Here is a 24,397-nt window from a genome sequence, read left to right on the forward strand (position 1 = left end):
GTCACCAGTGCGTACCGGGCACGAGTCGGGCGGCACGACGGCCGAGTTTGCGGATGCGCGAGCGCGAGTGGTGCTGTCGCGCCGGTGTTGCCGGAGCGTCTGCCGGAGTTTCCTTGTCTACCTGACCCTTTGCCGCCGGAGAATCGGGGAAGGCCTGGTACATCTGGTTGAGAATTCGGTCCTTGGTGTGCGGTGCGAACAGGGTTCCCAGATCACCCAGGGTTCCCAGTGGTACGTCGATGCGTTTGGGGCGGTCGATCAGCGCGCGGATCACCATTGCCGCAGCCTTTTCCGGGCTGGTGATCGGGCCGTTGTTGTATTCGCCGGTCGGAGCGATCATCGGTGTTTCGACCAGCGGCATGTGGATGGTCGTGAAAGTGATTCCGTCCGCCAGGGTTTCAGAGGCGGCTACGTCCGAGAAACCGTCGAGGGCGGCCTTGCTCGCCACGTAGGCCGAGAATCTAGGCGTTGCCGCCTGGACTCCCGCGCTGCTGATGTTCACGATGTGGCCGAAGCGGCGAGAACGCATGGTCGGTAACAAGGCGAGCACCAATCGCACAGCGCCGAAGTAGTTCACGGCCATCGTTCGTTCGTAGTCGTGGAAACGATCAGTGGAGTGGTAAATGCCGCGCCGGATGGATCGGCCGGCGTTGTTTACCAACATGTCTACGTGATCGTGTTCTGTCAGAATGCTTTTGATCGTGTGCTGGACCGACTCGTCGTCGGTGATGTCGCAGGGGTAACCGAACGCCTTGCCTCCGGCTGATCGAATCTCCTGTACTGCGGCATCGAGTTCGTCGGTGCGGCGTGCGATCAGGAGAACGGTGGCGCCCTTCTGAACGGCGGCAATGGCCGATGCCTTGCCGATTCCGGAAGAGCCTCCGGTGATCAGAACGATCCGACCGACGAGTGGTCCTTCGGGACTGTTACGTCGTGCGCGATTGGGATCGAGGTTTGCGCGCCAGTACTTCCACAACACAGTGGAGTACGACCCGAACTCGGGGACCGCCAGTCCTGATCCGGCCAGGGCGGCAACGGTTCTCGCGGAGGTGAATGTCGGCGCCATCGTCATGTTGTCGAGTAATGCTGCAGGCATGCCGATGCGATCGAGGAAGACCTTCCGCGCCGATTCTGCCGAATCCATCGGCAATGGCGAGACAAAGGGTTTGGCGATCACGCCCGGCAGGCTGAGTGCGGGCCGGGGCGCTCCGGCGGCCTTGGCGAGTCCGGCATAGATTTCGCGTACCGGTTGAGGTTTCGGATTCACGAGATGGAATGCTTCGCCGTCGTGGCCGGGCGCGTGCATCAATTCGACGAGGGCGGCGGCTACGTAATCGACGGGCACCACATTGGTTGCGCCGAGGTTGGGGATCGGGACGGGGAGTGCTGCAGGTAGTTTCGCGAGTAGCGCCAGTCCTGGAAACAAGTAGTACGGACCGTCGATCTTGTCCATCTCCCCGGTGACGGAGTTGCCGACCACGGCAGACGGCCGATAAACACGCCAGGTGAGGCCTTCTCGTTCTCGAACGAGCTTCTCGGCCTCGAACTTGGTTCGGTGGTAGGGCGTCGGAAAGCCTTGGCCGCAATCGAAATCGGTCTCGCTGAACGTGCCCGGATAGTCGCCTGCGACTGCGACCGATGACACGTGATGAAGGGTGGCTCCCAGTTTCGCAGCAAGTTCGACCACGGAGCGTGTGCCCTCGACATTCGTCGAAGCCTGCTCGTCTCCGGCGGTGATGTCGTAGATCGCGCCGAGGTGAAGGACGTGGTCGGCAGGTGGGGGAGAATCGATGCCCAGCCCAGGCTCGGTCAGATCTCCAATGAGCGGATGCACGCGATCGCCGCCGGGAATTGCCGACACCTGTTCTTCGAGTTTGGCGACAGAACCGGCTCTGACCAGCACACGGATCTGAGCAGTTTGATCACGCTCGAGCAGGAGTGGCAGTGCAGCTCGTCCGAGAAATCCGGTACCGCCAGTGACGATGTATGTGGCCATAGTCGGTAACTTACTCCAAAGTAAGATCAGCGGCTAGAGGGAAACGAACATCAATGCGTCATGACCCCGTCCTCGGCGTCGAAGTCGATGCCCGCGGAGATGATTCCGGAGAACAAGAACGCGACGGCAAGCGCAAGAGCGGGGATTGCAAGGATCCATTCGAAAATTGTCATGCTCCAAGTCTGACGAAATCAGCTTCGGAGAACATCGCCCTGCGGAGCGATTTAGACGATCGGGCAGTCATCCTCGAGGACGACTGCCCGATCAGGGAAATCCACTAGGTCTGTTGCTGAAGAGTTTCGGGCGCAGTGGGGTGCGCGCTCGTCCTTGCGTCGCGTGACGTGATTTCGGATGAGATGTGGGCGGCCGTTGTTCCGAGGGTGTGAAGGCCATGCGCCGTCCGCCAGTAGACCGGCGCACCATCGTCGAGGCGATGGAGTGGCCAGGCCGGCAAACCCTAGGCCGGTTCAGCGCCCGACAAGTCCTCGACCGCATACGGGGTCGTTCCTTCGAACAGAACACCGATCCCGAAAGGATCGGCCATCTCGAGCCTTGACTCAGCGAACCGCAGCAGCCAGGTTCCGTCAGCCCAGATCACCGCCTCAGGTTCGCCGAACAGTGACTCCGTGGCGTCCAACTCCACGAGTTCGGAGTGGCGGAGGCCGAACTGTGGCCCACGCAGCTGTTGACGCAGGTAATCGGCGGCGACTTCGGCAAACTCACCGAACCGGGCCATCACGGTCGCAGCGAGCTCACACACCGCAGACTCCGGCACGGTGGCCGGCTCGATAACCAGACTCACCGGCCTGGAGTCACCGACCCCCTGGACATCGATGATCGATGTCCAGCACGCCAACGAATCGTCCGAGTCGACACGCGAAAACACTGCTGAGCCGACCACAACACTCTCAGGTAAGTCACCCACGACCCCTAGTCAAACACGGCTCTCCGCAGGATCCCAGGCACTCTTCAGCGACATGATCCAGTCGCGATCAGTGGCCGATGCCGACCTTCGCGTGAACCTTTTTCATCCACACAGGAGCCCACCAGTTCGCTTCGCCCATCAGCTTCACGAGCGAGGGCACGAGCAACATGCGGATGATGGTCGCGTCGACGATCAGCGCGACGATCATGCCGACGCCCAGGAACTTCATCACTGACAGCCCTGACATTGCGAAGGCCCCCGTCACCACTATCAGGAGTAAGGCGGCAGCCGTCACGATGCGGCCGGTGCGCTCGGTTCCGAACTTGACCGCTTCCTCTGTCGTCGCTCCCGCGTTCTTGGCCTCGACCATTCGTGACATCAGGAAAACCTCGTAGTCCGTGGACAATCCGAAGACCACCGCCAGGATGAGCACGACAAACGTAGCCTCCAGCGGAGTTTGACTGACCCCGAGGAGTTCGACGCCGTGTCCGTCCTGGAAGACGAAGGTGAGGACACCGAAGGTGGTCGCGAGGCTCAGGGCTGCCATCAGCACCGCCTTGATCGGCAGCACCACCGAACCGAACGCGAGGAACAACAGGATCAGGGTGGATCCGACCATGATGAGGATCATCACCGGTAGCCAATGCAGGACGGCGTTGTTGCCGTCGTCGACCATGGCTTGACCGCCGCCGACAAGCAGCACCGTTCCGTCGGGAGCGGAGATCGCACGCAGATCTGTCACTGCGGCGCTCTGTGATTGGGGTGTAGAGCCCTCGCTGTAGAGAGCCTGAACCGCGACGAGTTGATTGGTGCTCGCGACGACGGTCGCCTGACCGATGCCCTCGACTCGACCGGCGGACTCGGCGATCGCTGCACCTTCGGCCGGGGTGAGAGTGTTCCCGTCCTCGGCCTGAAGGATCATCGTTGCGCCGTTTCCGGTTTGCGGGAAGTCGTTGACCAACGTGTCCATCGCGACGCGAGCGGGGTCGTTGTCCGGTAGTGCGGTGTACGAGAGTTCTCCCAGCCGGGCGCCGAGCAGCGGCGAGGCCATCACGAGCAGCACAGCCACGATCGTCACCGAGACTGCGACCGGACGCTTCATCACCCACGTGACGACGCGGCCCCAGAACTTGCGCGAGCGTTCCTCGCCGCGTTGCGCCGCATCCTTGCGCCACGTCAGGGCGTTGATGCGATGCCCCAGAATGGCAAGCAGCGCAGGCACAGCGGTCAGCGACAGAACTGCCGCGCTCAATACCGCGGCGATCGCACCGAAACCCAAAGACCGGATGACGGCCTGCGGGAATACGAGCATGCCGCTGAACGCACAGATCAGCAGTAGACCCGAGAACATGACGGTGCGACCCGCCGTCAGAACTGTCCGCTGAGCAGCCGCTCCCGGGTCCGAGCCCGAATTCAGTTCTTCACGGAACCGACCGACCACGAACAGTCCGTAGTCGATGGCCAGTCCCAACCCGAGAAGAGAAGCGACGTTGATCGAGAACGAGGACACATCGGTGATCAGCGTGAGGATTCGCAGAACGGCCAAAGCGCTCAGGACACTGAGTACACCCACGAACACGGGCACGGCAGCAGCGACGATGCCGCCGAAGATGAAGACCAACAGCACCAGAGTGATCGGAATGGCGATGGCTTCGGCGACCACCAGGTCCTTCTCGAGCTTGGTGTTGAATGCGACGCCGACGACGGTGTTACCCGCGAATTGTGCCTCGGCACCTTCGACTTCGAGCTTCGGCAAGAGATCGGCGAAAGTGGCCGGCGTGACGCCCGAGTCCGGTGCCAACGTGATCGCGACGGCCGCCATGGATCCGTCGTTCGAGAGCAGGCTGGCCTTCGCTGCGGCGTCTGTTCCCCAATACGATTTCACCGAAGCGGTCGGCACTTCGGTTTTGAACTGGTCGACGGCGGCTGTCACTGCCGGCCCGATGTCGTCCAGAGTCTTGCCGTCCATGGGCGAGTAGATCGCGATGATGTCCGGGGTCTGCGGTCCGAGATTGTCTTCGATGATGTCGGCGACCTTCGCGGAGTCGCTGCCCGGATCGATGAAGCCGCCCTGGCTGAGCTTGCCGAACACTCCGAGTCCCCACACCCCACTGATGAGAACTATCAGAACCGCGAGGCTCAGTACCCACCATTTCCGGGCGACGACGGTTTGGGCCCAGCGTGTCATGTATCAACTCCGGTGTGTGGGGGCGTCTGGCCAGATCGACTGTAGTGGGCGTTTGGTCTTGAATCGGAAACGTCATGCATACTGCTCGAAGCACTTGCAAGCCACGCGTGTGGGGGAAGCCGGTCCGAATCCGGCGCTGACCCGCAACGGTAGGTCGATTCTCGGTAGTCACCGAGTGTCGGCAAGCCCGATTACCCGCCGCGCGGTGTGCGACATCCATTCGTCGTGGTCTACGAAAAGGAAGTCCAGCAGGAGCTCTGGCCGAGGATCAGCGTGCGGGCGGAGTTGTCTGTCGGATCCTCATTCGTGGCTCAGAGCCCTTACGAGGTCCCGTGTCACTTCAGTTCTCCCCGTCCCGCGCCGCCGCTGTTCTCATCGCGGTCGCCTTGGTTTCGGCAGGTTGTTCCAAAGGTCAGGAATCAGAGTCGGCGTCTGCTGCGGAATCCTTCGCACAGCCGGTGTCCGTGACCAACTGCGATCGCGAGATGACCTTCGATTCGCCGCCGCAGCGCATCGTGTCTTTGAACGGACACGTCACCGAAGCCCTCATCGAGATCGGCGCGGGTGATCGGATTGTCGGGCGGGCGTACAGCGACAACCCGCCAACTGCCGAGACCGCCGATGTATTCAACAAGATTCCCAGCCTCTCCGATACGTTCCCCAGCATGGAGCAGGTTCTCGACGTCGATCCGGACTTCGTGGTCGGAGGAATGACCAGTGCCTTCAACGAGAAGCAAGGCCGTTCCCGAGACGCTTTCGGCGAGCGCGGAATCAACACCTTCCTCTTCTCGGAATACTGTGGCACCGGTTTCCCCGACATCGGATTGCTCGAGAACGACTACACGCAACTCGGTCGAGTCCTGGGCGTCGAAGATTCCGCCCGCGAGGTCGCAGAGGAGATCAGCGATGGTCTCGATTCCGTCCGCGCTTCGGTCGGAGACGCGGCGCCGGTACCGACCTTCTTCTACGACAGCGGTGACCAGGTTCCGACGACCATCGGCGGAGTCGGCGTCGGTCAATTGGTCGCGGAATACTCCGGCGTCTCGAACATCTTCGCCGAAGGGACAAAGCCCTACATCGACGCATCGTGGGAAGCTGTTGCCGAGCGTGCACCCCAGGCAATCGTGGTCATCGACTACGGCGACAAGACCGCCGAGCAGAAGATCGACTTCCTCCGTGCCCAGCCGTTGATGGCGACCACCCCTGCTGTGCAGCAGAACCGGTTCGTCGTGGTTCCTCTCGCTGACCTGTTCGAGAGTTCACGGTTGGTGCGTTCGGCACAGACCATCGCAACAGCCTTCCATTCAGGCGCTGACGCGGCGAAGTGACCCGCACGCGTTACGGGTACGGCGCCCTGCTTGTCGGCTTGGCGGTCGCCTTGGCGATCGTCCTGGGGTTGGCCGTCTCCTTGGGATCGGTTCGCATTCCCGTCGGTGACGTCTGGGCGATAGTCGGAGCCCGTTTGGCGCCAGGGACTTTCGAGACGTGGTGGACCGCGGCGCGGGAGTCGATCGTGATCGACTCCCGCCTGCCACGTGCACTCACTGCCGCGGTGGTGGGTGCTTCGTTGGCGATGTCGGGTGCTGTTGCTCAGGCTGTCACACGGAATCCTCTTGCCGACCCGTATCTGCTCGGAGTCTCGTCGGGCGCGGGATTCATGGTGGTGCTCGTGTCGGTGCTGGGTTTCGGCGCCGGCCTCCTCGGGGTTTTCACGATTCCGGTCGCAGCATTCGTCGGGGCGATGATCCCGTTGTTTCTCGCACTGCTGATCGGCGGCCGGTATCCGCAGCCGACCGCGATCATTTTGGTGGGTGTCGCGCTCGCCCAGATATTCTCGGCGCTCATCACCTTTTGCATCCTGGTATTGGCCGATGATCGGCACGTGACGTCGGTGATGCACTGGATTGCCGGCGGATTCGGTGATGCACGATGGTCGACGCTGATCTTCCCGACGATCACACTGGCCGTCGTCGGCACAGCCCTTCTGTTCAGTTCGCGATGGATGGACGTTTTGCAGACCGGTGACGACGGGGCCGCTGCACTCGGTATGAACGTCCGACGGTTCCGTGTGTTGTCCTTGCTCGCGGTCTCCGTACTGGCGGGCGCAGCAGTCAGCGTTGCCGGTGGAATCGGTTTCATCGGTCTGCTGATCCCGCATCTGGCCGGCTTCATCGTCGGCACCAGAGCAATTCGACTGCTCCCTGCTGCAGCCCTGCTGGGCGCCGTCGCGATGGTTGCCGCGGATACCGCTGCGCGCTCGGTGGCACAATCCACTGAAGTTCCGGTCGGAGTGATCACGGCCCTCGTGGGTGCACCGATCTTCGTCTGGATGCTCTACCGGCAGTATCGGAGGCTCGAACAGTGACACAGGCCAGAACAGTGACACAGGCCAGAACAGTGGCACTCCCGAAAGACTCCGAAACTGCGCCCCTGCTCGAACTCGTCGAGACCCGGGCGCGGCTCGGAAATCGCGAAGTGTTGCGCGGCATCACTTTCGCAGTCAAGTCCGGTGAAATATTGGGCTTGGTCGGGCCGAACGGCAGTGGCAAGACGACGGCGCTGCGCTGCTGCTACAACGCTTTGACGCCGACAGGTGGCGCAGTTCTGATCGATCAAGTCGACTCGACGACGCTCTCGCGTAAGGACATCGCCCGAACTGTCTCGGCAAGTGTTCAAGAACCCACTGTCTCGGCAGGACTGTCGGTTCGTGAATCGATCGCGCTCGGACGAACTCCGCACCGCAGCTGGTTGGACCGAAGCACGGAGCGCGATACCGCCATCGTGGACCGGTGCATCGAGCAGGTCGGTTTGGTCGAGCTTGCCGGACGAGACGTATCGACCCTGTCGGGTGGTGAGCGGCAACGTGTCTCGATAGCTCGCGCATTGGCTCAGGAGCCCAAGGTTCTGTTGTTGGACGAGCCGACCAATCATCTCGATCTTCGTCACCAGTTGATCGTGATGGAACTGCTTACCGAACTTGCGTCGGCGGGGCTCGCAGTTGTGGTCACGATGCACGATCTACGGTTGGCAGTCGAGTACTGCGACAACCTTGCCGTGCTCACCGAAGGTGAACTCCGCGCGTGTGGGTCTACGGTCGAGGTGTTGGACGAGCCGTTGTTGGCCGAGGTTTTCGGCATCAGGGCGCGAGTCGAACGCGGAGTACGTCCGCGGATGGAGATATTGGGGCTGGCATGACGGAATCGGTGGCCGGGATCTACGCCCGTATGGCAGTAGCTGTGCCGTTCTTCGACAACCTGAGCGCGTATCCGGATACGGTGCCCGCGGTGTTGATGACCGACCCCCAGTGGTTGGCAGCACGTGTCGCCGATACGGCAGAGCGATGGGGGAGTGCGGACAGTCGAGTGAACGGCACGTTGTGGTGGTACTCGGCCAGCTCGACGCTGACCGGCATTCCGATCGGAACCGGGATGGTCACCGGGTTCGCGGCCGATCCATCGTTGGACGGTGGGCGGATCTTCTTGCGTGACAACGGCTATCTGGGCGGTTTTGCTGCCGGATCGGTCATTCCGATCTCGCGGAGTGTGGCGGAGTTGGGCCACGCGATGTTCCGCTCGCTCAATCCCGTGATCGAGGTACTCGCCGAGGTGTCCGGCGTTCGGCAGCAGGCGCTGTGGGCGATCACAACGGACTCCATCGCCAATCGCAGCCTCGATGCCGCCGGTAATGCGCGGGAGCGCGGAAGTGCATTTGCGGCCGGTCTGATCGAAGTTCTCCGCGGTGAGAACCCGGGCATTCCGGTCCCGCGTTTCGTGGACGTGGATCGCAGAGAATCTGCTGTGCGCGTAAGAAATCCATTGACGCCGGTGGCATTCGGGCGACGCAGATTCACGCAGCGGGCGTCGTGCTGCCTGATCTACGAGGTACCCGGTGAAGGCAAATGCACCAGTTGCCCGAAGCGCGCACCCGAAGATCGGGTGCGCGCCTTGGCTGCTCTGGTGTGACTGTGGGTGGGCGGATTCAGGTGTTATCGGATCAGTGAGCTGCGACCTTGGAACGGTCGAGTCCCAGCGCGTCGGTCATCGTGAAGAACAGGTCGGTCTGGTCCGTGAGACCGCTGACGTTGGCCGCATGCGGGCCGAAAGCTGCTACGCGCAACTGAGTTCCGGTGTGTCCTTCGGACTCGACGGCCGGATCCTCGGACGTTCCGTAGCTGATCGTCATCTCCGAGCCGTCCTTGGTGGTCAGCTTGCGGGTCAGGCCGGGGTAGACGATTTCCTGGGCGCGCTCGACCGGGATGTTCTGGTCCTTGGCGATGGTGGCGATGTCGTCGGCGCTGACATTGGTGACGATCTGGCTGGTGTGAGCGTGGTCGGCTGTGACGATGACCAGGGTTTCTCCGTCGGTCTTCGCAAATTCGAGTGCCTTCTGCACAGCTTCGTCGAGGTCGACGGTTTCACCGATCTGACCGCATGCGTTGGCTGCGTGATCCTGCTTGTCGATCGAGGCACCTTCGACCTGGAGGAAGAATCCGTTGTCGTTGACCTTCAGTAGGTCGATGGCCTTCTGAGTCATGTCCGCGAGCTTGGGTACGTCGGAGGTTCGCTTGGGGTTGTCGACGCAGGTTTCGGCGGGCTGCAGGTAACCGTCGCGGGTGGCGACGGATCCTTCCCAGCGGACGGGCATGTTGCCGTCGGCGAACAAGCCGAGCACGGGTGCATCCTGATCGGCCTTGCCGACCTCGTTCATCTCGGCGGCGTTCTTCACCAGCTGGTAGCCACGGGCGGCGGCCTGCTCATTGAGTGTCTTGCCTTGCCAGTCACCGGCTTTCGCAGTCTCGGCGAAGGACTTGGCGCCGCCGGCAAAGGTGACGTCGGCGCGGGTGTCGAGGAGCTGTTCGCTGATCGATCCCTTGCCGCCGTTCTCGAGGGCGTTCTCCGGGCAGGACTTGGACGTCGCCTCCGGTCCGTAGCACTTGCGGCCACTGACGTGCGCGACCTGCACTGCGGGGGTGGCGTCCTGCACCTCGGCGGTGGAGACGTTGCCGGTGGCCTTGCCGTTCGCCTTGGCGATCTCGAGGACGGTCGACTGGGCCTGCCCCTTGATGTCGACGGAAATCGCGCCGTTGTAGGTCTTGGTGCCGGTGGACCATGCCGATCCGCTGGCTGCGGAGTCGGTGACGTAGTCGGGCTTGCCGTCCTTGGTCAGTGCGTAGTGCGTGTACTGGCCGGTGATCGGCAGGGCGTCGAGGCCGGGGAAGCTGCCCGCAGCGCCTTCGGCGTAGTTGCGTGCGGCGGTGATCTCCGAGTCGCCCATGCCGTCCCCGATCAGGAGGATGACGTTCTTCGCGCCGGAGGCATTGACGGCGTCGCGCACTGCGGCCGACTGATCACCGTCGATGCGACGAGCGCCACCGTTCGAGGACAGTTCGCCGGTCGCGGCGCGATCGACGGTCGCGCCGTTCGAGCCGGTGGCCTCGTCGGCGCTGCTGCTGCAGCCGGCAGCGGCCAGAACGGCGACGGCGCCGGCGACGGCCGTCAACCTACGTGTGTTGCGCGAGAACGACATACGAGTAGTACTCCTGGAAACAGTATGGATGGAGATTATGAACGCCGCTAATGATCTGGGGCGAAAGTGAACGGAGTGCAGACATGCGTACATCTGAATGTGACGAGACGGTGAGGGTTGAGATTCGCTCTGTTGACTGTGGGTGAGTGACCTGTCAGACTGAATCTGCATCGAACATCAGTTCGATGCATGTGGTGCGTCTTCCCTTTCGGCATCCTCGAGCAGTCGGTCGTCCCTGACGGCCGACTCGATCAGGTGCGAGGTCAGTGTGGGTTGGGGAAATGGGCCGCCGACGTGGTCCGAGATGGAACGGGTGCTTTCCGGACGACCCGGCCGTGTGGAACACGAGGATTTGTTTCCGGGCGATGGAAGCGACAGCCCCGCCTGGTCAAGAAAGCGCGGCGAGTACCACGCGGGCGAGCTCACCCGTGGTGCCGGTGTAATTCCTTACGCAGAACTGCACGCTCACTCGGCCTTCAGTTTCCTCGACGGTGCATCACCGCCGGAAGAGCTGGTCGAGGAAGCAGTGCGTCTCGGGCTCGAAGCTATCGCCGTCACCGATCACGACGGCTTCTACGGCGTGGTGAGGTTTGCGGAAGCCGCACGTGAATGGGGAATGCGCACCGTGTTCGGGGCCGAGTTGTCTCTGGATTCGGTACCCAGAACCGGCACGGCAGATCCCGGTGGAACGCACCTCCTGGTACTTGCCCGTGGGCAGGAAGGGTATCGCCGGCTCTCGCGGGAGATCGCTGCCGCGCATCTGGCGGGCGGCGAGAAGGGCAAACTGCAGTACGACTACGACGTGCTGACCGAAGCAGCCGGTGGCCACTGGCAGATCCTGACCGGGTGCCGGAAAGGTCATGTGCGGCAAGCCTTGACGTCGGGTGGTCGCGAAGCAGCGGCGGATGCCTTGGGGGATCTGGTCGAGCGTTTCGGGGCGGAGCGAGTGTCGGTGGAACTCACTCATCATGGGTTGGCGGAGGACGACGAGCGCAATGCCGTTCTGGCCGAATTGGCGAGAGAGCATGGACTACGTACGGTGGCGACCACCGCCGCGCACTTCGCCGCTCCTCCGCGTCGACGCCTCGCCATGGCAATGGCGGCTGTACGGTCGCGTCAAAGCTTGGACGAGGCAGCAGGATGGTTGGCCCCTACCGGCGGAGCGCACCTGCGGTCCGGCGCGGAGATGGCGGCACTGTTCTCGCTCTATCCCGAGGCTGTCAGTGGTGCCGCCGATCTTGGTCGTGAGTGCGCTTTCGATCTCAAGCTCATCGCGCCCAAATTGCCACCGTTCGACGTGCCAGCCGGGCATACCGAGGCGTCGTGGTTGCGTGAGCTCACCATGGTGGGGGCGCTGGAACGCTACGGACCGCCGGAAGGTGCACCGAAGGCATACAAACAGCTCGAACATGAACTTGCCATCATCGAGGGATTGAACTTTCCCGGATATTTCCTGGTGGTGCATGACATCGTGTCGTTCTGCAAGAACAACGACATCCTCTGTCAGGGAAGAGGTTCCGCTGCGAACTCGGCGGTGTGTTACGCGATCGGCATCACCAATGTCGATCCGGTTCGCAACAAACTGCTGTTCGAGAGGTTTCTTGCGCCTGAACGTGACGGCCCGCCGGACATCGACGTGGACATCGAGTCCGACCGCCGGGAAGAGGCGATCCAGCACGTGTACGCGAAGTACGGGCGTACGTATGCCGCGCAGGTAGCCAATGTCATCACCTATCGAGGAAAGTCGTCGGTGCGGGACATGGCTCGGGCGCTGGGCTTTTCGCAGGGCCAGCAAGATGCGTGGAGTAAGCAGGTCGGCCGGTGGGGCGGTATCGACAAGAATGCGGATACCGATATTCCGCGTCCGGTACTCGAACTGGCGGCGCAGATCGAAGGCTATCCGCGGCACCTCGGTATCCACTCGGGCGGCATGGTCATCTGCGATCGTCCCATCGCCGACGTCTGCCCGGTGGAGTGGGCGCGGATGGCCAATCGCAGTGTCCTGCAATGGGACAAGGACGATTGCGCTGCCGCTGGGCTGGTCAAGTTCGATCTGCTCGGCCTCGGCATGCTCTCAGCTTTGCACTACATGATGGATCTGGTGGCCGAACACAAAGGCATCACAGTCGATTTGGCGCAACTCGATCTGTCGGAAACAGCGGTGTACGAGATGTTGCAGCGGGCAGATTCGGTGGGTGTGTTCCAAGTGGAATCACGTGCGCAGATGGCGACACTGCCGCGCCTGAAGCCTCGAAACTTCTACGACCTGGTAGTCGAGGTCGCGCTCATCCGTCCGGGGCCGATTCAAGGCGGATCAGTGCATCCGTACATTCGTCGGCGCAACAAACTCGAACCTGTGTCCTACGACCATCCGTCGCTCGAGAAGGCACTCGAACGCACGTTGGGGGTTCCGCTGTTCCAGGAACAGTTGATGCAGATGGCTGTCGACGTTGCGGGCTTCACGCCGTCCGAGGCCGATCAATTGCGTCGGGCAATGGGATCGAAACGCTCCACCGAGAAGATGGAACAACTGCGCGCGAGGTTCTATCAGGGCATGCGAGACCTACACGGCATCGGTGACGAGGTTGCCGACCGGATCTACGAAAAGCTTTATGCATTCGCTAATTTCGGTTTCCCGGAAAGCCATTCACAGAGTTTTGCCGCGCTGGTCTTCTACTCCTCGTGGTTCAAACTTCATCATCCCGCTGCGTTCTGCGCCGGACTTCTGCGCGCGCAGCCCATGGGTTTCTACTCGCCGCAGTCCTTGGTCGCCGATGCGCGCCGGCACGGAGTGCAGGTACACGGTGCAGACATCAATGTCAGCCTCGCGCATGCCACCGTCGAGGCAGGTGGATTCGAGGTTCGGCTGGGGCTGGGGGAAGTGCGCAACATCGGCGATGCACTCGCCGAGAAAATTGTCGAACAGCGCGACCTCGGTGGACCGTTCACGTCGTTTCTCGATCTGACGGGGCGGGTGGAACTGACTACCGCACAAGCTGAATCGCTGGCGACCGCCGGTGCGCTAGCCAGCTTCGGTATCTCGCGTAGAGAAGCGCTGTGGGCAGCGGGCGCTGCGGCGGGGGAGCGCCCCGACCGCTTGCCCGGTATCGGTGCGTCGGTCACAGCTCCCACCTTGCCCGGCATGAGCGACGTCGAATTGGCGGCGGCGGATGTCTGGGCGACAGGAGTATCTCCCGACACGTACCCGACACAATTCCTCCGCCCACAGCTCGACGCGCTCGGCGTGGTGCCGGCGTCGAGACTTCTCGACATCCCGGACGGTGACCGTGTGCTGGTGGGGGGAGCAGTCACACACCGGCAGCGTCCGGCCACAGCTGCGGGCGTCACGTTCATCAACCTCGAGGACGAAACCGGCATGGTCAACGTCGTGTGTTCGGTGGGGTTGTGGGCAAAGTACCGAAAATTGGCAAATACGGCGCCGGCGTTGCTTATTCGAGGGAAGGTGCAGAATGCAGAAGGCGCTGTCACCGTCGTGGCAGACCGGATGCAGCTGATGGATCTGCGAGTCACGGCCAAATCGCGAGACTTCCGTTAACGCCTGATTCTGGCCACCGTGTTAGTGCCGAGAGACAGTTTTGTGCCGAGAGGACAAATGTGGAGCTCAACTCTGACCTCCGAGCATATGGTGCGGGTCACATTTGCTCCCTAGGGTTGTCGCTTGAACGCGATCGATTCACCACACGCAGCCGCGGTCAGTTGCCTTGCGCGTGAATATCGTCGCCTTCCAAACGCGCTGAACCAAAAGCACTTCGAGTCGAAGAGGAACTTCATGAGCACAGCGATTCTCGTCGCACACGTACACCCCGCCGATCCGTCTTCGGAGGATGCGTTCAACCGCTGGTACGACGACGTGCATATTCCGCAGGTCGTCGAACGAGTGCCCGGAGTTGTCTCCGCCTCCAGATTCTTCCTGGCGGATGTGCAGTTGCTGCCCGAGGATGCATTGCCCGCGCGCCGCTACCTGAGCATCTATCAACTCGACACGGAAGATCTCGCGGGCACCGCGCAGGCGTTGGGAAGTGCTTTGGGCGACGGAACTCTCGACATGTCCGAGGCCATCGCGACCACCGGCGACACCGGACCCGAATTGCTTTTCTACGTCCCGACCGAGAATTGAAGGGGAACGCTGACATGTCCGATCTTCTCGCGAACAAAGTTGCAATTGTCACCGGCGCAGGTGCCGGAATCGGCGCCGCCATTGCCCGGGCGTTCGGGGCGGAGGGCGCGAGGGTCGTGGTCTCCGACATCAACGGTGGCGCAGCACAGGCAGTGGCGGACTCGATCGACGGAGCTATCGCTGTCACAACTGATGTCACCGACGAACAGCAGGTCAAGGATCTCGTCGCCAGAGCGGTCGAAGAGTTCGGCGGACTGAACGTCGTAGTACCCAACGCCGGTATCGCCACCACGACCCCGCTGATCGAGACCTCGTTCGAGGACTGGCGGAAAGTGATGTCGGTCAACCTCGATGGAGTGTTCTTGACAGTGCGTCATTCGCTGCCCGCTCTCGTCGCATCCGGTGGCGGTTCGATCGTGAACATCTCGTCGATCTCGTCGACCACCGGCTCGCCTTTGATCGGCAGCTATGCCGCAGCCAAAGCAGCAGTTCGCAATCTCACCGAAACCCTGTCAGCCGAACTTCGCTTCCACGGAATCCGCGCGAATGCATTGCTGCCCGGATTCATCGATACCGACCTGGTCAAGAGTCACCAGCAGGATTTCGAGAATGCCCTCGGCCTCGAGTCCGGGGGATTCGACGACTTGATGGTCACGAAGCAGACGCGCTATGGCCGGACCGAGGAAGTTGCCGCCGCCGCAGTGTTCTTTGCGAGCGACCAGTCGTCGTGGTGCAACGGCAGCAGCCTGGTTCTCGACGGAGGGTTCACCGCTTCTCTCCTCTGAGCAGTAGAACCCTTTCCGAACGTCACCCGATCACCATTCGTGCGAGGATCCACACCATGACCAACCGCGCCGTGTACGTACTCCCGCCTGGAGGATTGAACAACCTCGAATCGAGGACGATCGAGACCCCGGGCCCGGGTGCGGGTGAGGTGACGATCGCGATCCACGCGAATTCGCTCAACCACCATGACTACCTCGTGGCGACCGGAGAGATAGCAACCGACGGTCCGCGGATCCTGTTGTCCGATGCTGCCGGGGAGGTCGTTGCGGTCGGAGACGGCGTAACACAGTTCAGCGTCGGAGATCGCGTGATGAGCACCTATTTGCCGCATTGGCGGAGCGGCACACCGGATTTCGACGGATTCGGAAATTCGCCGGGTGACGGTGTCGACGGGTTCGCCCGCGACACCGTCACCGTGCCGGTATCTGCTGTGACAGTGATGCCGCGAAACTACACCTACGAGGAAGCCGCTACCTTGCCCACCGCGGGATTGTCAGCGTGGCGCGCACTATTTGCCGGAGTCCCGATCATCCCAGGGTCGTCGGTGTTGATCCCTGGGACCAGCACGGTAGCGTTGTTTGCCGTCCAGCTGGCCAAAGCTGTTGGAGCCCAGGTGATCGCAACCTCGTCGGCCCCCGACAAGATGGCTCGATTGACCGAACTCGGTGCCGATCACGTGGTCAACTACCGCGAGCGCCCGGACTGGGGATCGGAGGCGATGCGGCTCAGCGGCGGAATCGATCTCGTCCTCGACGTCGGCGGGCCTTCCACGCTCGGTCAATCTCTCGCTGCAGTCCGACCCGGCGGGCGGATCTGTGCGCTGGGAATCATGAACGGCCCGTCGTCGTCGATCGACCTGACTTCGCTACTGATTAAACAGGTCACCATCGAAGGTGTTCTGGTGGGCAGTCGTGCACATCAGGAGGAGATGGTCGCCGGGCTGGAGAGCCTGGCGTTTCGTCCCGTCATAGATTCTTCCTACAGCCTCGACCACCTCGCTGATGCTTTCGAGCAGCAGAAATCCGGGCAGGCCTACGGCAAGATCGTCATCACAAACCCTTGATCGCTTGCCGGTCCCAACTGGGATCGGTGAGGATTTCCGCCGAGTCGCCGACAAATGCACGTGCGGCAGTCTGGTCGCCGCTGAGGGTGAATCTCAGCCATGCGGTGAGGTAGCCCCGGAATCCTTCGCCGTCTGCGGCCCAATTGTGGCCGACACCAAGCAGTCTGCCGCGGACCGCCGGTCCGGCGGTTTTGTCGAAGTACTCGGCTTGCGGATCGGCGGTGGAGACCGGGTCGTCGGCGCCGGTCATGAAGAACGTCGGTCCGGTCAACTGGGCCACGTCGATCACGTCGACAGGTCGCGAGGCCCACCACGGGTCAGGCAAATCGAGTACCGCCGTGGCGGTGATCAGATTCGCGGACTGGGTTGCCGCGTTGATCGCGCCACCGGCGCCCTGGGAGTGTCCGACCGAGGCAATGTTGTCGGTGTCGATCCGCTGGTGAAAAATGCTCTCAGCGTTGGTGTTCTGATCGACGACGTACTGGGCAGCCCCCAAGATCTCCGTCCCGTCGCCGGTGACGCTGCTGTCGGCCACCACAACGACAAAACCCCAAGAAGCGAGATGCTGCAGGAGCGCTTCGTACTCTTCGTAAGTCGCATAGCTGCCGTTGCCGAAGGTGACGACGGGATGCCGATTGCCATCAGACGACAAGTCGGCTGGGTAGAACAGTTGGTACCCGGGAACTGAATCGGCAGCCACTTCGTGCGCGCCCTGGGCTGCATACAGATCGCTGATCGATTCCGACGCGATGGATTCGGTGGTCGCGACTTCGGGAGTTGTCGGAACCCCCGCGGTGGCATGAGTGACGGCACCGGAGAGTGCCAGCACACACGATGCAGTCACGACGGCGAACGAGTACTTGGTTCGAGAAGGCATGGGCACAAGTATGTCTTGTACAGTCGCGGTCGGTCAGGCCGAGACGGGTGTGTGCCGTTCTTCGCCGATTCGATCTCGGATGAGGAAGACGGCGATCACCCCGAAGACGACCAAGAGGACCGTCAGTAGAGAGGTGATGGCGGCGGCGCCGCTCACTTCCGTGGTCACCGAAGTGTCCAGCCCGCCGGTCGAGAGAATTGTGGTGGGGTCGGTGAGGCCGTGTAACACGATTGCGGCCCAGATCGTGCCCGTCACACGCATTGTCAGGTACATGCACATACCGAAACCGAAGGTGTAGACCACGGTGACAAGGACGGTCGACGGCTTCATCCCGGCGATCAGGTTGACCGTGTGCATGAGTGCAAACACCAGTGAAGACACGACGGCGACAAAGCGCTCGCGGTGGCCGGCGTCGCGCAGCATCTTCACTGCCAGGCCACGGGTGGCCAATTCCTCGGTCAGGCCGACGCACGCACCGAGCACCAGCAGGGCGATTACCTCGCCGGTGGTCCAGGCGCTCCAATCGGTTCCCGCCAGATGCGCAACAATGGCGGCGACCACGATGATCGGACCGATCCACATCCAACCGCGCCCACGAATGGGTTGTGGGCCGAAGACGCCGCGCAGCCAGCCGACCTTTGTCGTGAAAACCAGCAGGGCGATCCCGCCGATCGCGATGGGCAATGCGACGCCGAGGAGGATGCTGGAGGCGCTTGCCACGACATTGTCCGTGTCGATCTGGTCTGCAAAAACTCTGGAGGTAACCTGCCCGACAGCAAGATAGAACGCCAGGTAGACGACGATCAGCAGGAGCACTTTCCATACGGTGGGGCGACTCCAAAAACCGGACTTTTCGGGAACCGTATTGGTCATTGTCAGATCGTAAAGGGAGCTGCACGAAAACGCGCGGGTACCGTCTATTCGGACAGCAGCGAACACGAAGGCAGGCGCAGAAGAAATGTTGGAAGTCGATTTGAATGCACTGGACACGGCTTTGGCAGCGGGTGAGCCGTTGATCGACGTCCGTGAGGCCGACGAGTTCGCTCAGGTCCGAGTTCCCGGTGCGACGCTCATTCCGCTCAGCGAATTCGTCTCTCGCGTGGGTGAAATTCCGGACGCGGAAACGGTGTACATCATCTGCGCCGTCGGTGGTCGGAGCTTGCAAGCCGCTGAGTATCTGCAGGCTCGCGGCATCAATGCCGTTTCGGTGGCCGGTGGAACGATGGCGTGGTACCAGTCGGGGCGCCAGGTCGAGACCGGCGAATAGTGCGTAACTGTTGGGGCAGCTCCCGTTTACGGAGCTGCCCCAACACGTCACTTCCGCCAGAACAGGTGGTGCGTCACGCCGCTCGGGCTCGGCACAACGTCGAGGTTGAAGCGGTCGAGTAACTCGTCAGGTGTCTCCCACAGTCGTAGACCGGATCCGAATTTGATCGGGGAGACAGCGATGTGCATCGTGTCGACCAGATCGGCGTCGAGGAATTCACGGATAGTGCTGACTCCGCCGCCGAGTCGAACGTCCTTGCCCTGCGCTGCCTCACGTGCCTGCGCGAGGGCCGTCGCGGGGTCGGCGTCGACGAAGTGGAATGTCGTGTCCGATAGCGTGAACGACGGCCGCACGTGGTGGGTCAAGACAAAAACCGGGGTGTGGAACGGTGGCTCGTCGCCCCACCAGCCCTGCCACTCGAGATTCTCCCAAGGGCCGCGGTAGGGTGAGAATTTGTTGCGGCCCATGATTTCGGCGCCGATGTTGTTGGAGAAGTCCCGCGTGAAATAGTCGTCGAGGCCTCGGCTGCCGCCGGGATCGGTGCGATTGGGCCAGCTGGCCGTAGCTCCTGCCCACGCAAACATTTCACCGTGGTCCAGGCCGAACGGGCTCTCGAAGCTCTGGTCCGGACCGCAGGCTATTCCGTCACTGGAAACGCCGAAATTCTGCACTCGCAATAACTGACTCACCGTGTACTCCTGCTCTCGACAATGGTCTACGTGAGTACAGACCGTACGGCGAGCCAAAACTCATCGGTGCGAATTCATGCAGCCGCCGGTAGAACTCCACTGCGGATCGACCGGACGGTCCTGACCGCGACGGTTGCCCAGATGGGGATCAGTACGGTCAGCAGGGCAAGTGCGATTCCCAGGATCAGGGTGGAACCGGTGGCGACTCCGAAGGCATTCGCTCCGACGGCACATGCTCCGATGGGGAAGGTGAAGCTCCACCAGCCGAGCGAGAAGTCCAAGCCGCGGCGCAGTGCGTGGATGGTGACGACGGTGACGGTGACAAACGCGATCACGCCGATGATTCCGACGACGGTTCCGTAGGCGATCCCGAATTCGTGCAGGGTGTCGGCATGCTCGGGGCTGAGTGCATGCCGTGAGGCGGCGGCCAACAGGTTGGATGCCGCGATCGACTGTCCGATCACGCCCAACGGAATCCACAGTGAGGGAATGGCATTGAACGGGATCACGTCGACGCCGGCCGAACGGTTGCGTGCGAACTGCCTGGCGACGGCTACCAGAATGCCGATGGCGGCGGTCAGCGCCAGAGCGAACAGGATGTAGCAGAAAACCAGTACCGCGATGCGTGGAGCGCCTTCGGGCATGTGGGTGCTGACCGCTGCGCCGGTGGTGGCCGAGACCATCGGAGGTACGACGGGCATGAGCCAGAACGGCATTGCCGTCGCCATCCCGGCATCTCGAACGAGTCGAATCATCATCACGACGTAGGTGACCAGGCCGAGTGCCGTGCCGAGTGTCCACAGTGTCAGCGACACGGTGATCGCCACGTCGTGGCCGAGGAAGTCCGGGCCGGTGATGCCGGTTGCGGATCCCACGGTCAGCAGTGCCATTGCGACGGCGCCGTAGAAGGGGAACATCGCGGGGCTGTGCAGGTAGGCGAGGGCCTGACATCGATGTTGTGACCAATGGGTGGCAAATGCTCCGATCAAGGCGCACAGTACGAGAACCGCCAGAACCCAGAAGATCTCGGAGACCAGTTTCAAGCCCTCGATCTCCGGTTCGAGCGAAGCGGCGGCCACCGACACGATTCCCGTTCCCATCGCTGCCGCGAACCAGTTCGGAGTGATGTGGGCGAAGGTGGAACTCGTTGTGGTGGTCATGTATTTCACTGTCGTCTCATCCGGTCCGTACCGGTAGACCGGTTGTTCTTGAATGCCCACAAACTCGCCTTGTGGGTCTAATCTTGGGACTATGTCGTTGTCTCCTCGGGTGCCAGAACTCAGTGCCCTCGACGTCCTCCTTTCCGTAGGGCGTCTGGGCAGCATGGGTGCTGCCGGCCGGGAGCACGGACTCAGTCAGCAGGCGGTCAGCGCCCGGGTGCGTTCGGTCGAACGCCAACTCGGAATCAAGGTGTTCGATCGAGCGGCGACCGGTGTTCGTCCCACCGCCGAGGGCGGTCTGATTCTCGAGTGGGCAAGTCACATCCTCGTCAGTGCCGAGGAAATGGCATCGGGAGTTGCCGCACTTCGCGGTGAACGTGATGCTGCCGTCACGGTTGCCGCCAGCATGACCATCGCCGAGTATCTGGTTCCCGGATGGACGGTCGCGATGCGGCACAAGTTCCCCAACGTCGTGGCGTCGGTGAGCTTGCACAATTCCTCGGACGTCTCTGCTCAAGTTCAGGCCGGCCAGGCCGATATCGGATTTGTCGAAGGGCCGGATGTGCCGTCGGCGCTCGCGTCGTGCGAAGTAGCGCGTGATCACCTCGTCGTGGTTGTGCCGCCGGGACACGACTGGGCGAATGGTGTGCCCGTTCCGGTCGAGGAACTCGCACGCACACCGCTGATTCAGCGCGAGTCAGGGTCCGGTACGCGCCTGACGCTCGAGAATGCTGTTCCCGATTGTGTGCCGCCGCTGCTCGAGCTCACCTCGTGTACCGCTGTCAAGGCTGCGGTGGTGGCAGGCAACGCCCCGGCTGTTCTGTCGTCGCTGGCAGTTGCCGCCGACCTGACGGACGGCCGACTGGTCGCGGTCAACGTCGACGGCTTGCGGATGCCGCGTCGACTCCAAGCCGTCTGGGATCCCGATCGCGGATTGCGCGGTGCGGCAAGAGATTTCCTCGACATAGCGCTCGGATCCAACACCGCTGTTCATTCACGCTGACGGCTACGGCCGCTATCGGACGGTGTCGATCCCCGCGAGGATGAGCTCGATGCCTGCCAGAAACTGTTCTCGGTCGTCGTGGTCGCGCAACTGCGCCGTCACCTGATTGAGGAACGGGTACTTCGCAGAGTCGAGTTCTTCCCATCGCGTGGCGACGCCCGCGAGGAAAGCGGACCGATCTGTCTCACGGGGGAGCAGACGGGCGCCCGCGGCGTACTGTCCGGCGAGACCGAGCACGTAGTTCAGGAGCGCGGACGCGCAGTCGAACTGTGCCGATTCGGGAACGCCGAGCGCCTGGAGTTGCTCGCCGAGACTTTCGAAGATCTGCATCACCGCTGATTGCCACGGTTCACGTGAGAGTTGGGTGCCGACCCAGGGGTGGGCGTCGATCGCGTCGAACACGCCGAGGGTGATGGTCCGGATCGCCTCCCGTGGGGCTGCGCCTTCGGTTGCACCGGTTGTCACGCGGGCGATGACGTCGTCGGTCGCCGCGGCGAGCAGTTCGCTCTTGTTGGCAACGTGCCAGTAAATCGCCCCGCTACCTGTTGCCAGGCGTGCGGAGAGCGCGCGAAATGTCAGCGCGGCTTCGCCCTCGTCGTCGAGGATCTCGATCGCAGCCTCGACGATTCGCTCCTTCGAGAGCGCATCCGTACGTCGTTCGGTCCGCTGATTCCTGGTCGCCATGCGAACCATCTTGACATATCTGGAACGCCGTTCCAAGATGTCATTGGAACGACGTTCCAATCGAAGCCTGAAAGGAAACAACATGAGCAACTCGATAACGATCATCGGGGCGGGCCTCGGCGGTCTGACGCTCGCGCGTGTCCTCCACGTTCATGGAATTCCGTCGAAGATCTATGAGGCGGAACTGTCGGCAGAAGCTCGCACGCAGGGCGGCCAACTCGACATCCACGAACACAACGGTCAGGCCGCGCTCGACGCTGCCGGACTCACCGACGAGTTCCGCGCGATCATCCACGCGGGCGGCGCCGCGTCGCGCGTACTCGATCAACGCGCCGCCGTGCTCCTCGACGAACCCGACGACGGCACGGGAGCACGTCCCGAGGTGCTGCGCGGCGACCTCCGTCGAATCCTGATTGATTCCCTTCCGGACTACACGATCGAATGGGGACGCAAAGTCGACACTGTGCGCTCGCTCGGAGATGATCGCCACGAGTTGACCTTCGTCGACGGTTCGACAGTGACCACCGACCTTCTCGTCGGTGCAGACGGTGCCTGGTCGAAGGTCCGGCCGCTGCTCTCCGATGCGAAGCCGGAATACGTCGGCACCACGTTCGTCGAGACCTACCTCTACGACGTCGACGAGAAGCATTCGGCTGCAGCCGAAGCCGTCGGGGACGGGGCGATGTACGCGCCCACACCAGGAAAAGCGATCGCCGCGCATCGAGAGGCGGGAGACATCGTGCACACCTACGTTCAGCTGAACCGTCCGGCGGAGTGGTTTGCCGGTATCGATTTCACCGACGCCGCCGCTGCGACAGCGCGGGTCGCGGCCGAGTTCGACGGTTGGGCACCGGAACTCACGGCGCTGATCACCGATGGCGAAACCGCTCCGATTCCGCGCGCGATCCATGCACTTCCCGACGAGCACCGATGGGATCGCGTGCCTGGGGTGACGCTCCTCGGTGACGCGGCGCACCTGATGGCCCCGTCCGGTGAGGGTGCGAACTTGGCGATGTTCGACGGCGCCGAACTGGGAAAGGCGATCGCCACGCACCCCGACGACATCGAAGGGGCACTCGCCGAGTACGAAGAAGCGATGTTCGTGCGCAGCGCATCCGAGGCCGCGGACTCGCACGTGATCCTTGATCTCTGCCTCGGTGAAGGCACACCGTATTCACTGGTCGATTTCTTCACCGGCGCTGCTTCCATATCCGGATAATGGGCGAATGCCTGTTGATTCCACTCCTTGGTCTGCCGCGATTGTGCACGTGAGCGGTCTCTCGAAGGGCGGCCCGTTGGATCGAAATCACCGGGTGACGTTGCACTTTCATCCGGACCTCCCGTCTGAACGTGGTCTGACATTGGCCTCGATCGCACGTCAAGGCACCTATGTGACCCAGTTCGAGACTCGAACGAGCAACGGCGGACTGACGGCGCATCACGGCGGCGATCGTTGGCGTTGGGAGAGTCGGATATTCGGCGGAGCTTACGACGAGCGAGAGCCCTCGGAACGGCCGAAGTACGGATCGTTGAACTTCTCCGCCGATCCCTACGGGGCATCCCCTCGGTTCGGCTCGTCCTACTTCCGGCTTGCCGAGCACACGCTCGACCGCACCACTTTCTGCTTTCCCGACAGCGTCTTCGAGCCTGATCATTTCGGAACGGCCGAAGCGATGAGCTTGGTCGGCGCCGCACGGGCTGCCGAGCTCGACGATCCGCTCGACCACTACATCGAGGCGCACGTCCACGGCGCCGTCGACATCGGGACGGACGTCGAGGCGCTCGTTCTGGATCCGAGTTACCGGGGCACACGGATCGAAGAGATCGCCCACTCGCTCACGTGCCCGGTGCTGTGGCACGACGGTTACGCGGTCGATGTCGACGAGATAGCCGAACATCCCGAATACCGGGGAGCGGCCGTGATCGACCTTGCCCGAGAAATTGCGCACGGCAGGCGGCTGACGCCTGCCGTCCTGGGGCTCGCACGGGGTGCATCCTTCGATCCGCAGGACGTCAAGAAGGTTTGGCACTACATCGCTCGATTCGGCGGCAGAGCGTAGAACTGGGCATTCGCGTACAGCTGCACGTCGACGAC

22 protein-coding genes and 1 riboswitch are annotated in these 24,397 nt (G+C 62.4%); of the genes, 12 read left to right on the forward strand and 10 right to left on the reverse strand.

Features of this window, described 5'->3' with window-relative positions; all coding sequences use genetic code 11:
* Position 1: 1 nt before the first annotated feature.
* The 4 genes from QM609_RS17995 to QM609_RS18010 all read right to left on the reverse strand — a co-directional run bounded on the left by QM609_RS17995 (position 2) and on the right by QM609_RS18010 (position 5,109).
* Positions 2-1,996, reverse strand: coding sequence for an SDR family oxidoreductase (locus QM609_RS17995; RefSeq protein WP_283337329.1), 1,995 nt, complete (start codon positions 1,994-1,996; stop codon positions 2-4).
* A gap of 50 nt (positions 1,997-2,046) precedes the next feature.
* Positions 2,047-2,169 (reverse strand): hypothetical protein, encoded by a 123-nt coding sequence (locus QM609_RS18000; protein WP_003940840.1) that lies wholly within the window; start codon positions 2,167-2,169, stop codon positions 2,047-2,049.
* A 284-nt stretch (positions 2,170-2,453) separates the two neighbouring features.
* Positions 2,454-2,921, reverse strand: coding sequence for a hypothetical protein (locus tag QM609_RS18005; protein ID WP_228232554.1), 468 nt, complete (start codon positions 2,919-2,921; stop codon positions 2,454-2,456).
* A gap of 67 nt (positions 2,922-2,988) precedes the next feature.
* Entirely contained in the window at positions 2,989-5,109 is a 2,121-nt protein-coding gene (locus QM609_RS18010; RefSeq protein ID WP_050654846.1) for an MMPL family transporter, read from the reverse strand.
* 71 nt (positions 5,110-5,180) lie between these two features.
* Positions 5,181-5,326: riboswitch (cobalamin riboswitch) on the forward strand.
* Between the two features lie 115 nt (positions 5,327-5,441).
* Between QM609_RS18010 and QM609_RS18015 the strand changes: the two genes are divergently transcribed.
* Genes QM609_RS18015 through QM609_RS18030 form a run of 4 tightly spaced genes read left to right on the forward strand, consistent with a single transcriptional unit; the run spans position 5,442 to position 9,071 of the window.
* The gene (locus QM609_RS18015; protein WP_042449828.1) at positions 5,442-6,437 is read left to right on the forward strand and encodes an ABC transporter substrate-binding protein; all 996 of its coding nucleotides are present in this window, start codon (positions 5,442-5,444) and stop codon (positions 6,435-6,437) included.
* Entirely contained in the window at positions 6,434-7,474 is a 1,041-nt protein-coding gene (locus tag QM609_RS18020; RefSeq protein ID WP_050654847.1) for a FecCD family ABC transporter permease, read from the forward strand. Before QM609_RS18015 ends, QM609_RS18020 begins: the two co-directional genes overlap by 4 nt.
* Complete coding sequence (locus QM609_RS18025; RefSeq protein WP_082238961.1) at positions 7,471-8,304, forward strand: ABC transporter ATP-binding protein; 834 nt, start codon at positions 7,471-7,473, stop codon at positions 8,302-8,304. Before QM609_RS18020 ends, QM609_RS18025 begins: the two co-directional genes overlap by 4 nt.
* Complete coding sequence (locus QM609_RS18030; RefSeq protein ID WP_050654848.1) at positions 8,301-9,071, forward strand: (2Fe-2S)-binding protein; 771 nt, start codon at positions 8,301-8,303, stop codon at positions 9,069-9,071. The genes QM609_RS18025 and QM609_RS18030 overlap by 4 nt, the downstream gene beginning before the upstream one ends.
* Before the next feature lie 31 nt (positions 9,072-9,102).
* Here QM609_RS18030 and phoA read toward each other — a convergent pair whose 3' ends face one another.
* Entirely contained in the window at positions 9,103-10,635 is a 1,533-nt protein-coding gene (gene phoA, locus QM609_RS18035; protein ID WP_003940796.1) for an alkaline phosphatase, read from the reverse strand.
* A 268-nt stretch (positions 10,636-10,903) separates the two neighbouring features.
* Between phoA and QM609_RS18040 the strand changes: the two genes are divergently transcribed.
* The 4 genes from QM609_RS18040 to QM609_RS18055 all read left to right on the forward strand — a co-directional run bounded on the left by QM609_RS18040 (position 10,904) and on the right by QM609_RS18055 (position 16,622).
* Positions 10,904-14,191, forward strand: a complete 3,288-nt coding sequence (locus QM609_RS18040) for an error-prone DNA polymerase (RefSeq protein WP_050654849.1) — start codon at positions 10,904-10,906, stop codon at positions 14,189-14,191.
* Positions 14,192-14,425: 234 nt separating this feature from the next.
* The gene (locus tag QM609_RS18045) at positions 14,426-14,773 is read left to right on the forward strand and encodes a hypothetical protein (protein WP_007727425.1); all 348 of its coding nucleotides are present in this window, start codon (positions 14,426-14,428) and stop codon (positions 14,771-14,773) included.
* A 14-nt stretch (positions 14,774-14,787) separates the two neighbouring features.
* Positions 14,788-15,558 carry a glucose 1-dehydrogenase gene (locus tag QM609_RS18050; protein ID WP_003940866.1) on the forward strand — a complete coding sequence of 257 codons (771 nt, stop codon included), beginning with the start codon at positions 14,788-14,790 and terminating at the stop codon, positions 15,556-15,558.
* A gap of 56 nt (positions 15,559-15,614) precedes the next feature.
* A complete protein-coding gene (locus QM609_RS18055; RefSeq protein ID WP_050654850.1) occupies positions 15,615-16,622 on the forward strand; it encodes a zinc-dependent alcohol dehydrogenase family protein in 1,008 nt (335 codons plus the stop codon).
* Here the strand turns inward: QM609_RS18055 and QM609_RS18060 are convergent.
* Positions 16,609-17,499: a dienelactone hydrolase family protein gene (locus QM609_RS18060; protein ID WP_050654851.1), complete on the reverse strand. Its 891-nt coding sequence runs from the start codon at positions 17,497-17,499 to the stop codon at positions 16,609-16,611. The genes QM609_RS18055 and QM609_RS18060 overlap by 14 nt on opposite strands.
* Before the next feature lie 33 nt (positions 17,500-17,532).
* On the reverse strand, positions 17,533-18,372 hold the full coding sequence (locus QM609_RS18065) for a CPBP family intramembrane glutamic endopeptidase (protein WP_003941033.1): 840 nt from the start codon (positions 18,370-18,372) through the stop codon (positions 17,533-17,535).
* An 85-nt stretch (positions 18,373-18,457) separates the two neighbouring features.
* Between QM609_RS18065 and QM609_RS18070 the strand changes: the two genes are divergently transcribed.
* Complete coding sequence (locus tag QM609_RS18070) at positions 18,458-18,766, forward strand: rhodanese-like domain-containing protein (RefSeq protein ID WP_003940684.1); 309 nt, start codon at positions 18,458-18,460, stop codon at positions 18,764-18,766.
* 47 nt (positions 18,767-18,813) lie between these two features.
* On the opposite strand, the gene QM609_RS18075 is transcribed toward QM609_RS18070, so the two are convergent.
* On the reverse strand, positions 18,814-19,455 hold the full coding sequence (locus QM609_RS18075; RefSeq protein ID WP_050654852.1) for a dihydrofolate reductase family protein: 642 nt from the start codon (positions 19,453-19,455) through the stop codon (positions 18,814-18,816).
* A gap of 74 nt (positions 19,456-19,529) precedes the next feature.
* Positions 19,530-20,615 (reverse strand): TDT family transporter, encoded by a 1,086-nt coding sequence (locus tag QM609_RS18080; protein ID WP_042449826.1) that lies wholly within the window; start codon positions 20,613-20,615, stop codon positions 19,530-19,532.
* Positions 20,616-20,706: 91 nt separating this feature from the next.
* On the opposite strand from QM609_RS18080, the gene QM609_RS18085 reads away from it, so the two are divergent.
* Positions 20,707-21,618 carry a LysR family transcriptional regulator gene (locus QM609_RS18085; protein ID WP_030535095.1) on the forward strand — a complete coding sequence of 304 codons (912 nt, stop codon included), beginning with the start codon at positions 20,707-20,709 and terminating at the stop codon, positions 21,616-21,618.
* 12 nt (positions 21,619-21,630) lie between these two features.
* On the opposite strand, the gene QM609_RS18090 is transcribed toward QM609_RS18085, so the two are convergent.
* Positions 21,631-22,311: a TetR/AcrR family transcriptional regulator gene (locus tag QM609_RS18090; protein WP_007727412.1), complete on the reverse strand. Its 681-nt coding sequence runs from the start codon at positions 22,309-22,311 to the stop codon at positions 21,631-21,633.
* 73 nt (positions 22,312-22,384) lie between these two features.
* Between QM609_RS18090 and QM609_RS18095 the strand changes: the two genes are divergently transcribed.
* Together QM609_RS18095 and QM609_RS18100 are read left to right on the forward strand one after the other, a co-directional pair.
* Entirely contained in the window at positions 22,385-23,521 is a 1,137-nt protein-coding gene (locus QM609_RS18095) for an FAD-dependent oxidoreductase (RefSeq protein WP_283337330.1), read from the forward strand.
* Positions 23,522-23,528: 7 nt separating this feature from the next.
* Positions 23,529-24,362 carry a DUF3626 domain-containing protein gene (locus tag QM609_RS18100; protein ID WP_050654854.1) on the forward strand — a complete coding sequence of 278 codons (834 nt, stop codon included), beginning with the start codon at positions 23,529-23,531 and terminating at the stop codon, positions 24,360-24,362.
* Positions 24,363-24,397 lie beyond the last annotated feature (35 nt).

The organism is Rhodococcus sp. IEGM 1302, from assembly GCF_030056935.1.
GTDB lineage: Bacteria > Actinomycetota > Actinomycetes > Mycobacteriales > Mycobacteriaceae > Rhodococcus_F > Rhodococcus_F qingshengii.

Bases quoted from the DNA above. Each gene is read 5' to 3' on its own strand.
- QM609_RS17995 (WP_283337329.1), bottom strand. From the start codon at position 1,996: ATGGCCACATACATCGTCACTGGCGGTACCGGATTTCTCGGACGAGCT.
- QM609_RS18000 (WP_003940840.1), bottom strand. From the start codon at position 2,169: ATGACAATTTTCGAATGGATCCTTGCAATCCCCGCTCTTGCGCTTGCC.
- QM609_RS18010 (WP_050654846.1), bottom strand. From the start codon at position 5,109: ATGACACGCTGGGCCCAAACCGTCGTCGCCCGGAAATGGTGGGTACTG.
- QM609_RS18030 (WP_050654848.1), top strand. From the start codon at position 8,301: ATGACGGAATCGGTGGCCGGGATCTACGCCCGTATGGCAGTAGCTGTG.
- phoA (WP_003940796.1), bottom strand. From the start codon at position 10,635: ATGTCGTTCTCGCGCAACACACGTAGGTTGACGGCCGTCGCCGGCGCC.
- QM609_RS18045 (WP_007727425.1), top strand. From the start codon at position 14,426: ATGAGCACAGCGATTCTCGTCGCACACGTACACCCCGCCGATCCGTCT.
- QM609_RS18050 (WP_003940866.1), top strand. From the start codon at position 14,788: ATGTCCGATCTTCTCGCGAACAAAGTTGCAATTGTCACCGGCGCAGGT.
- QM609_RS18055 (WP_050654850.1), top strand. From the start codon at position 15,615: ATGACCAACCGCGCCGTGTACGTACTCCCGCCTGGAGGATTGAACAAC.
- QM609_RS18060 (WP_050654851.1), bottom strand. From the start codon at position 17,499: ATGCCTTCTCGAACCAAGTACTCGTTCGCCGTCGTGACTGCATCGTGT.
- QM609_RS18065 (WP_003941033.1), bottom strand. From the start codon at position 18,372: ATGACCAATACGGTTCCCGAAAAGTCCGGTTTTTGGAGTCGCCCCACC.
- QM609_RS18070 (WP_003940684.1), top strand. From the start codon at position 18,458: ATGTTGGAAGTCGATTTGAATGCACTGGACACGGCTTTGGCAGCGGGT.
- QM609_RS18080 (WP_042449826.1), bottom strand. From the start codon at position 20,615: ATGACCACCACAACGAGTTCCACCTTCGCCCACATCACTCCGAACTGG.
- QM609_RS18085 (WP_030535095.1), top strand. From the start codon at position 20,707: ATGTCGTTGTCTCCTCGGGTGCCAGAACTCAGTGCCCTCGACGTCCTC.
- QM609_RS18090 (WP_007727412.1), bottom strand. From the start codon at position 22,311: ATGGTTCGCATGGCGACCAGGAATCAGCGGACCGAACGACGTACGGAT.
- QM609_RS18095 (WP_283337330.1), top strand. From the start codon at position 22,385: ATGAGCAACTCGATAACGATCATCGGGGCGGGCCTCGGCGGTCTGACG.
- QM609_RS18100 (WP_050654854.1), top strand. From the start codon at position 23,529: ATGCCTGTTGATTCCACTCCTTGGTCTGCCGCGATTGTGCACGTGAGC.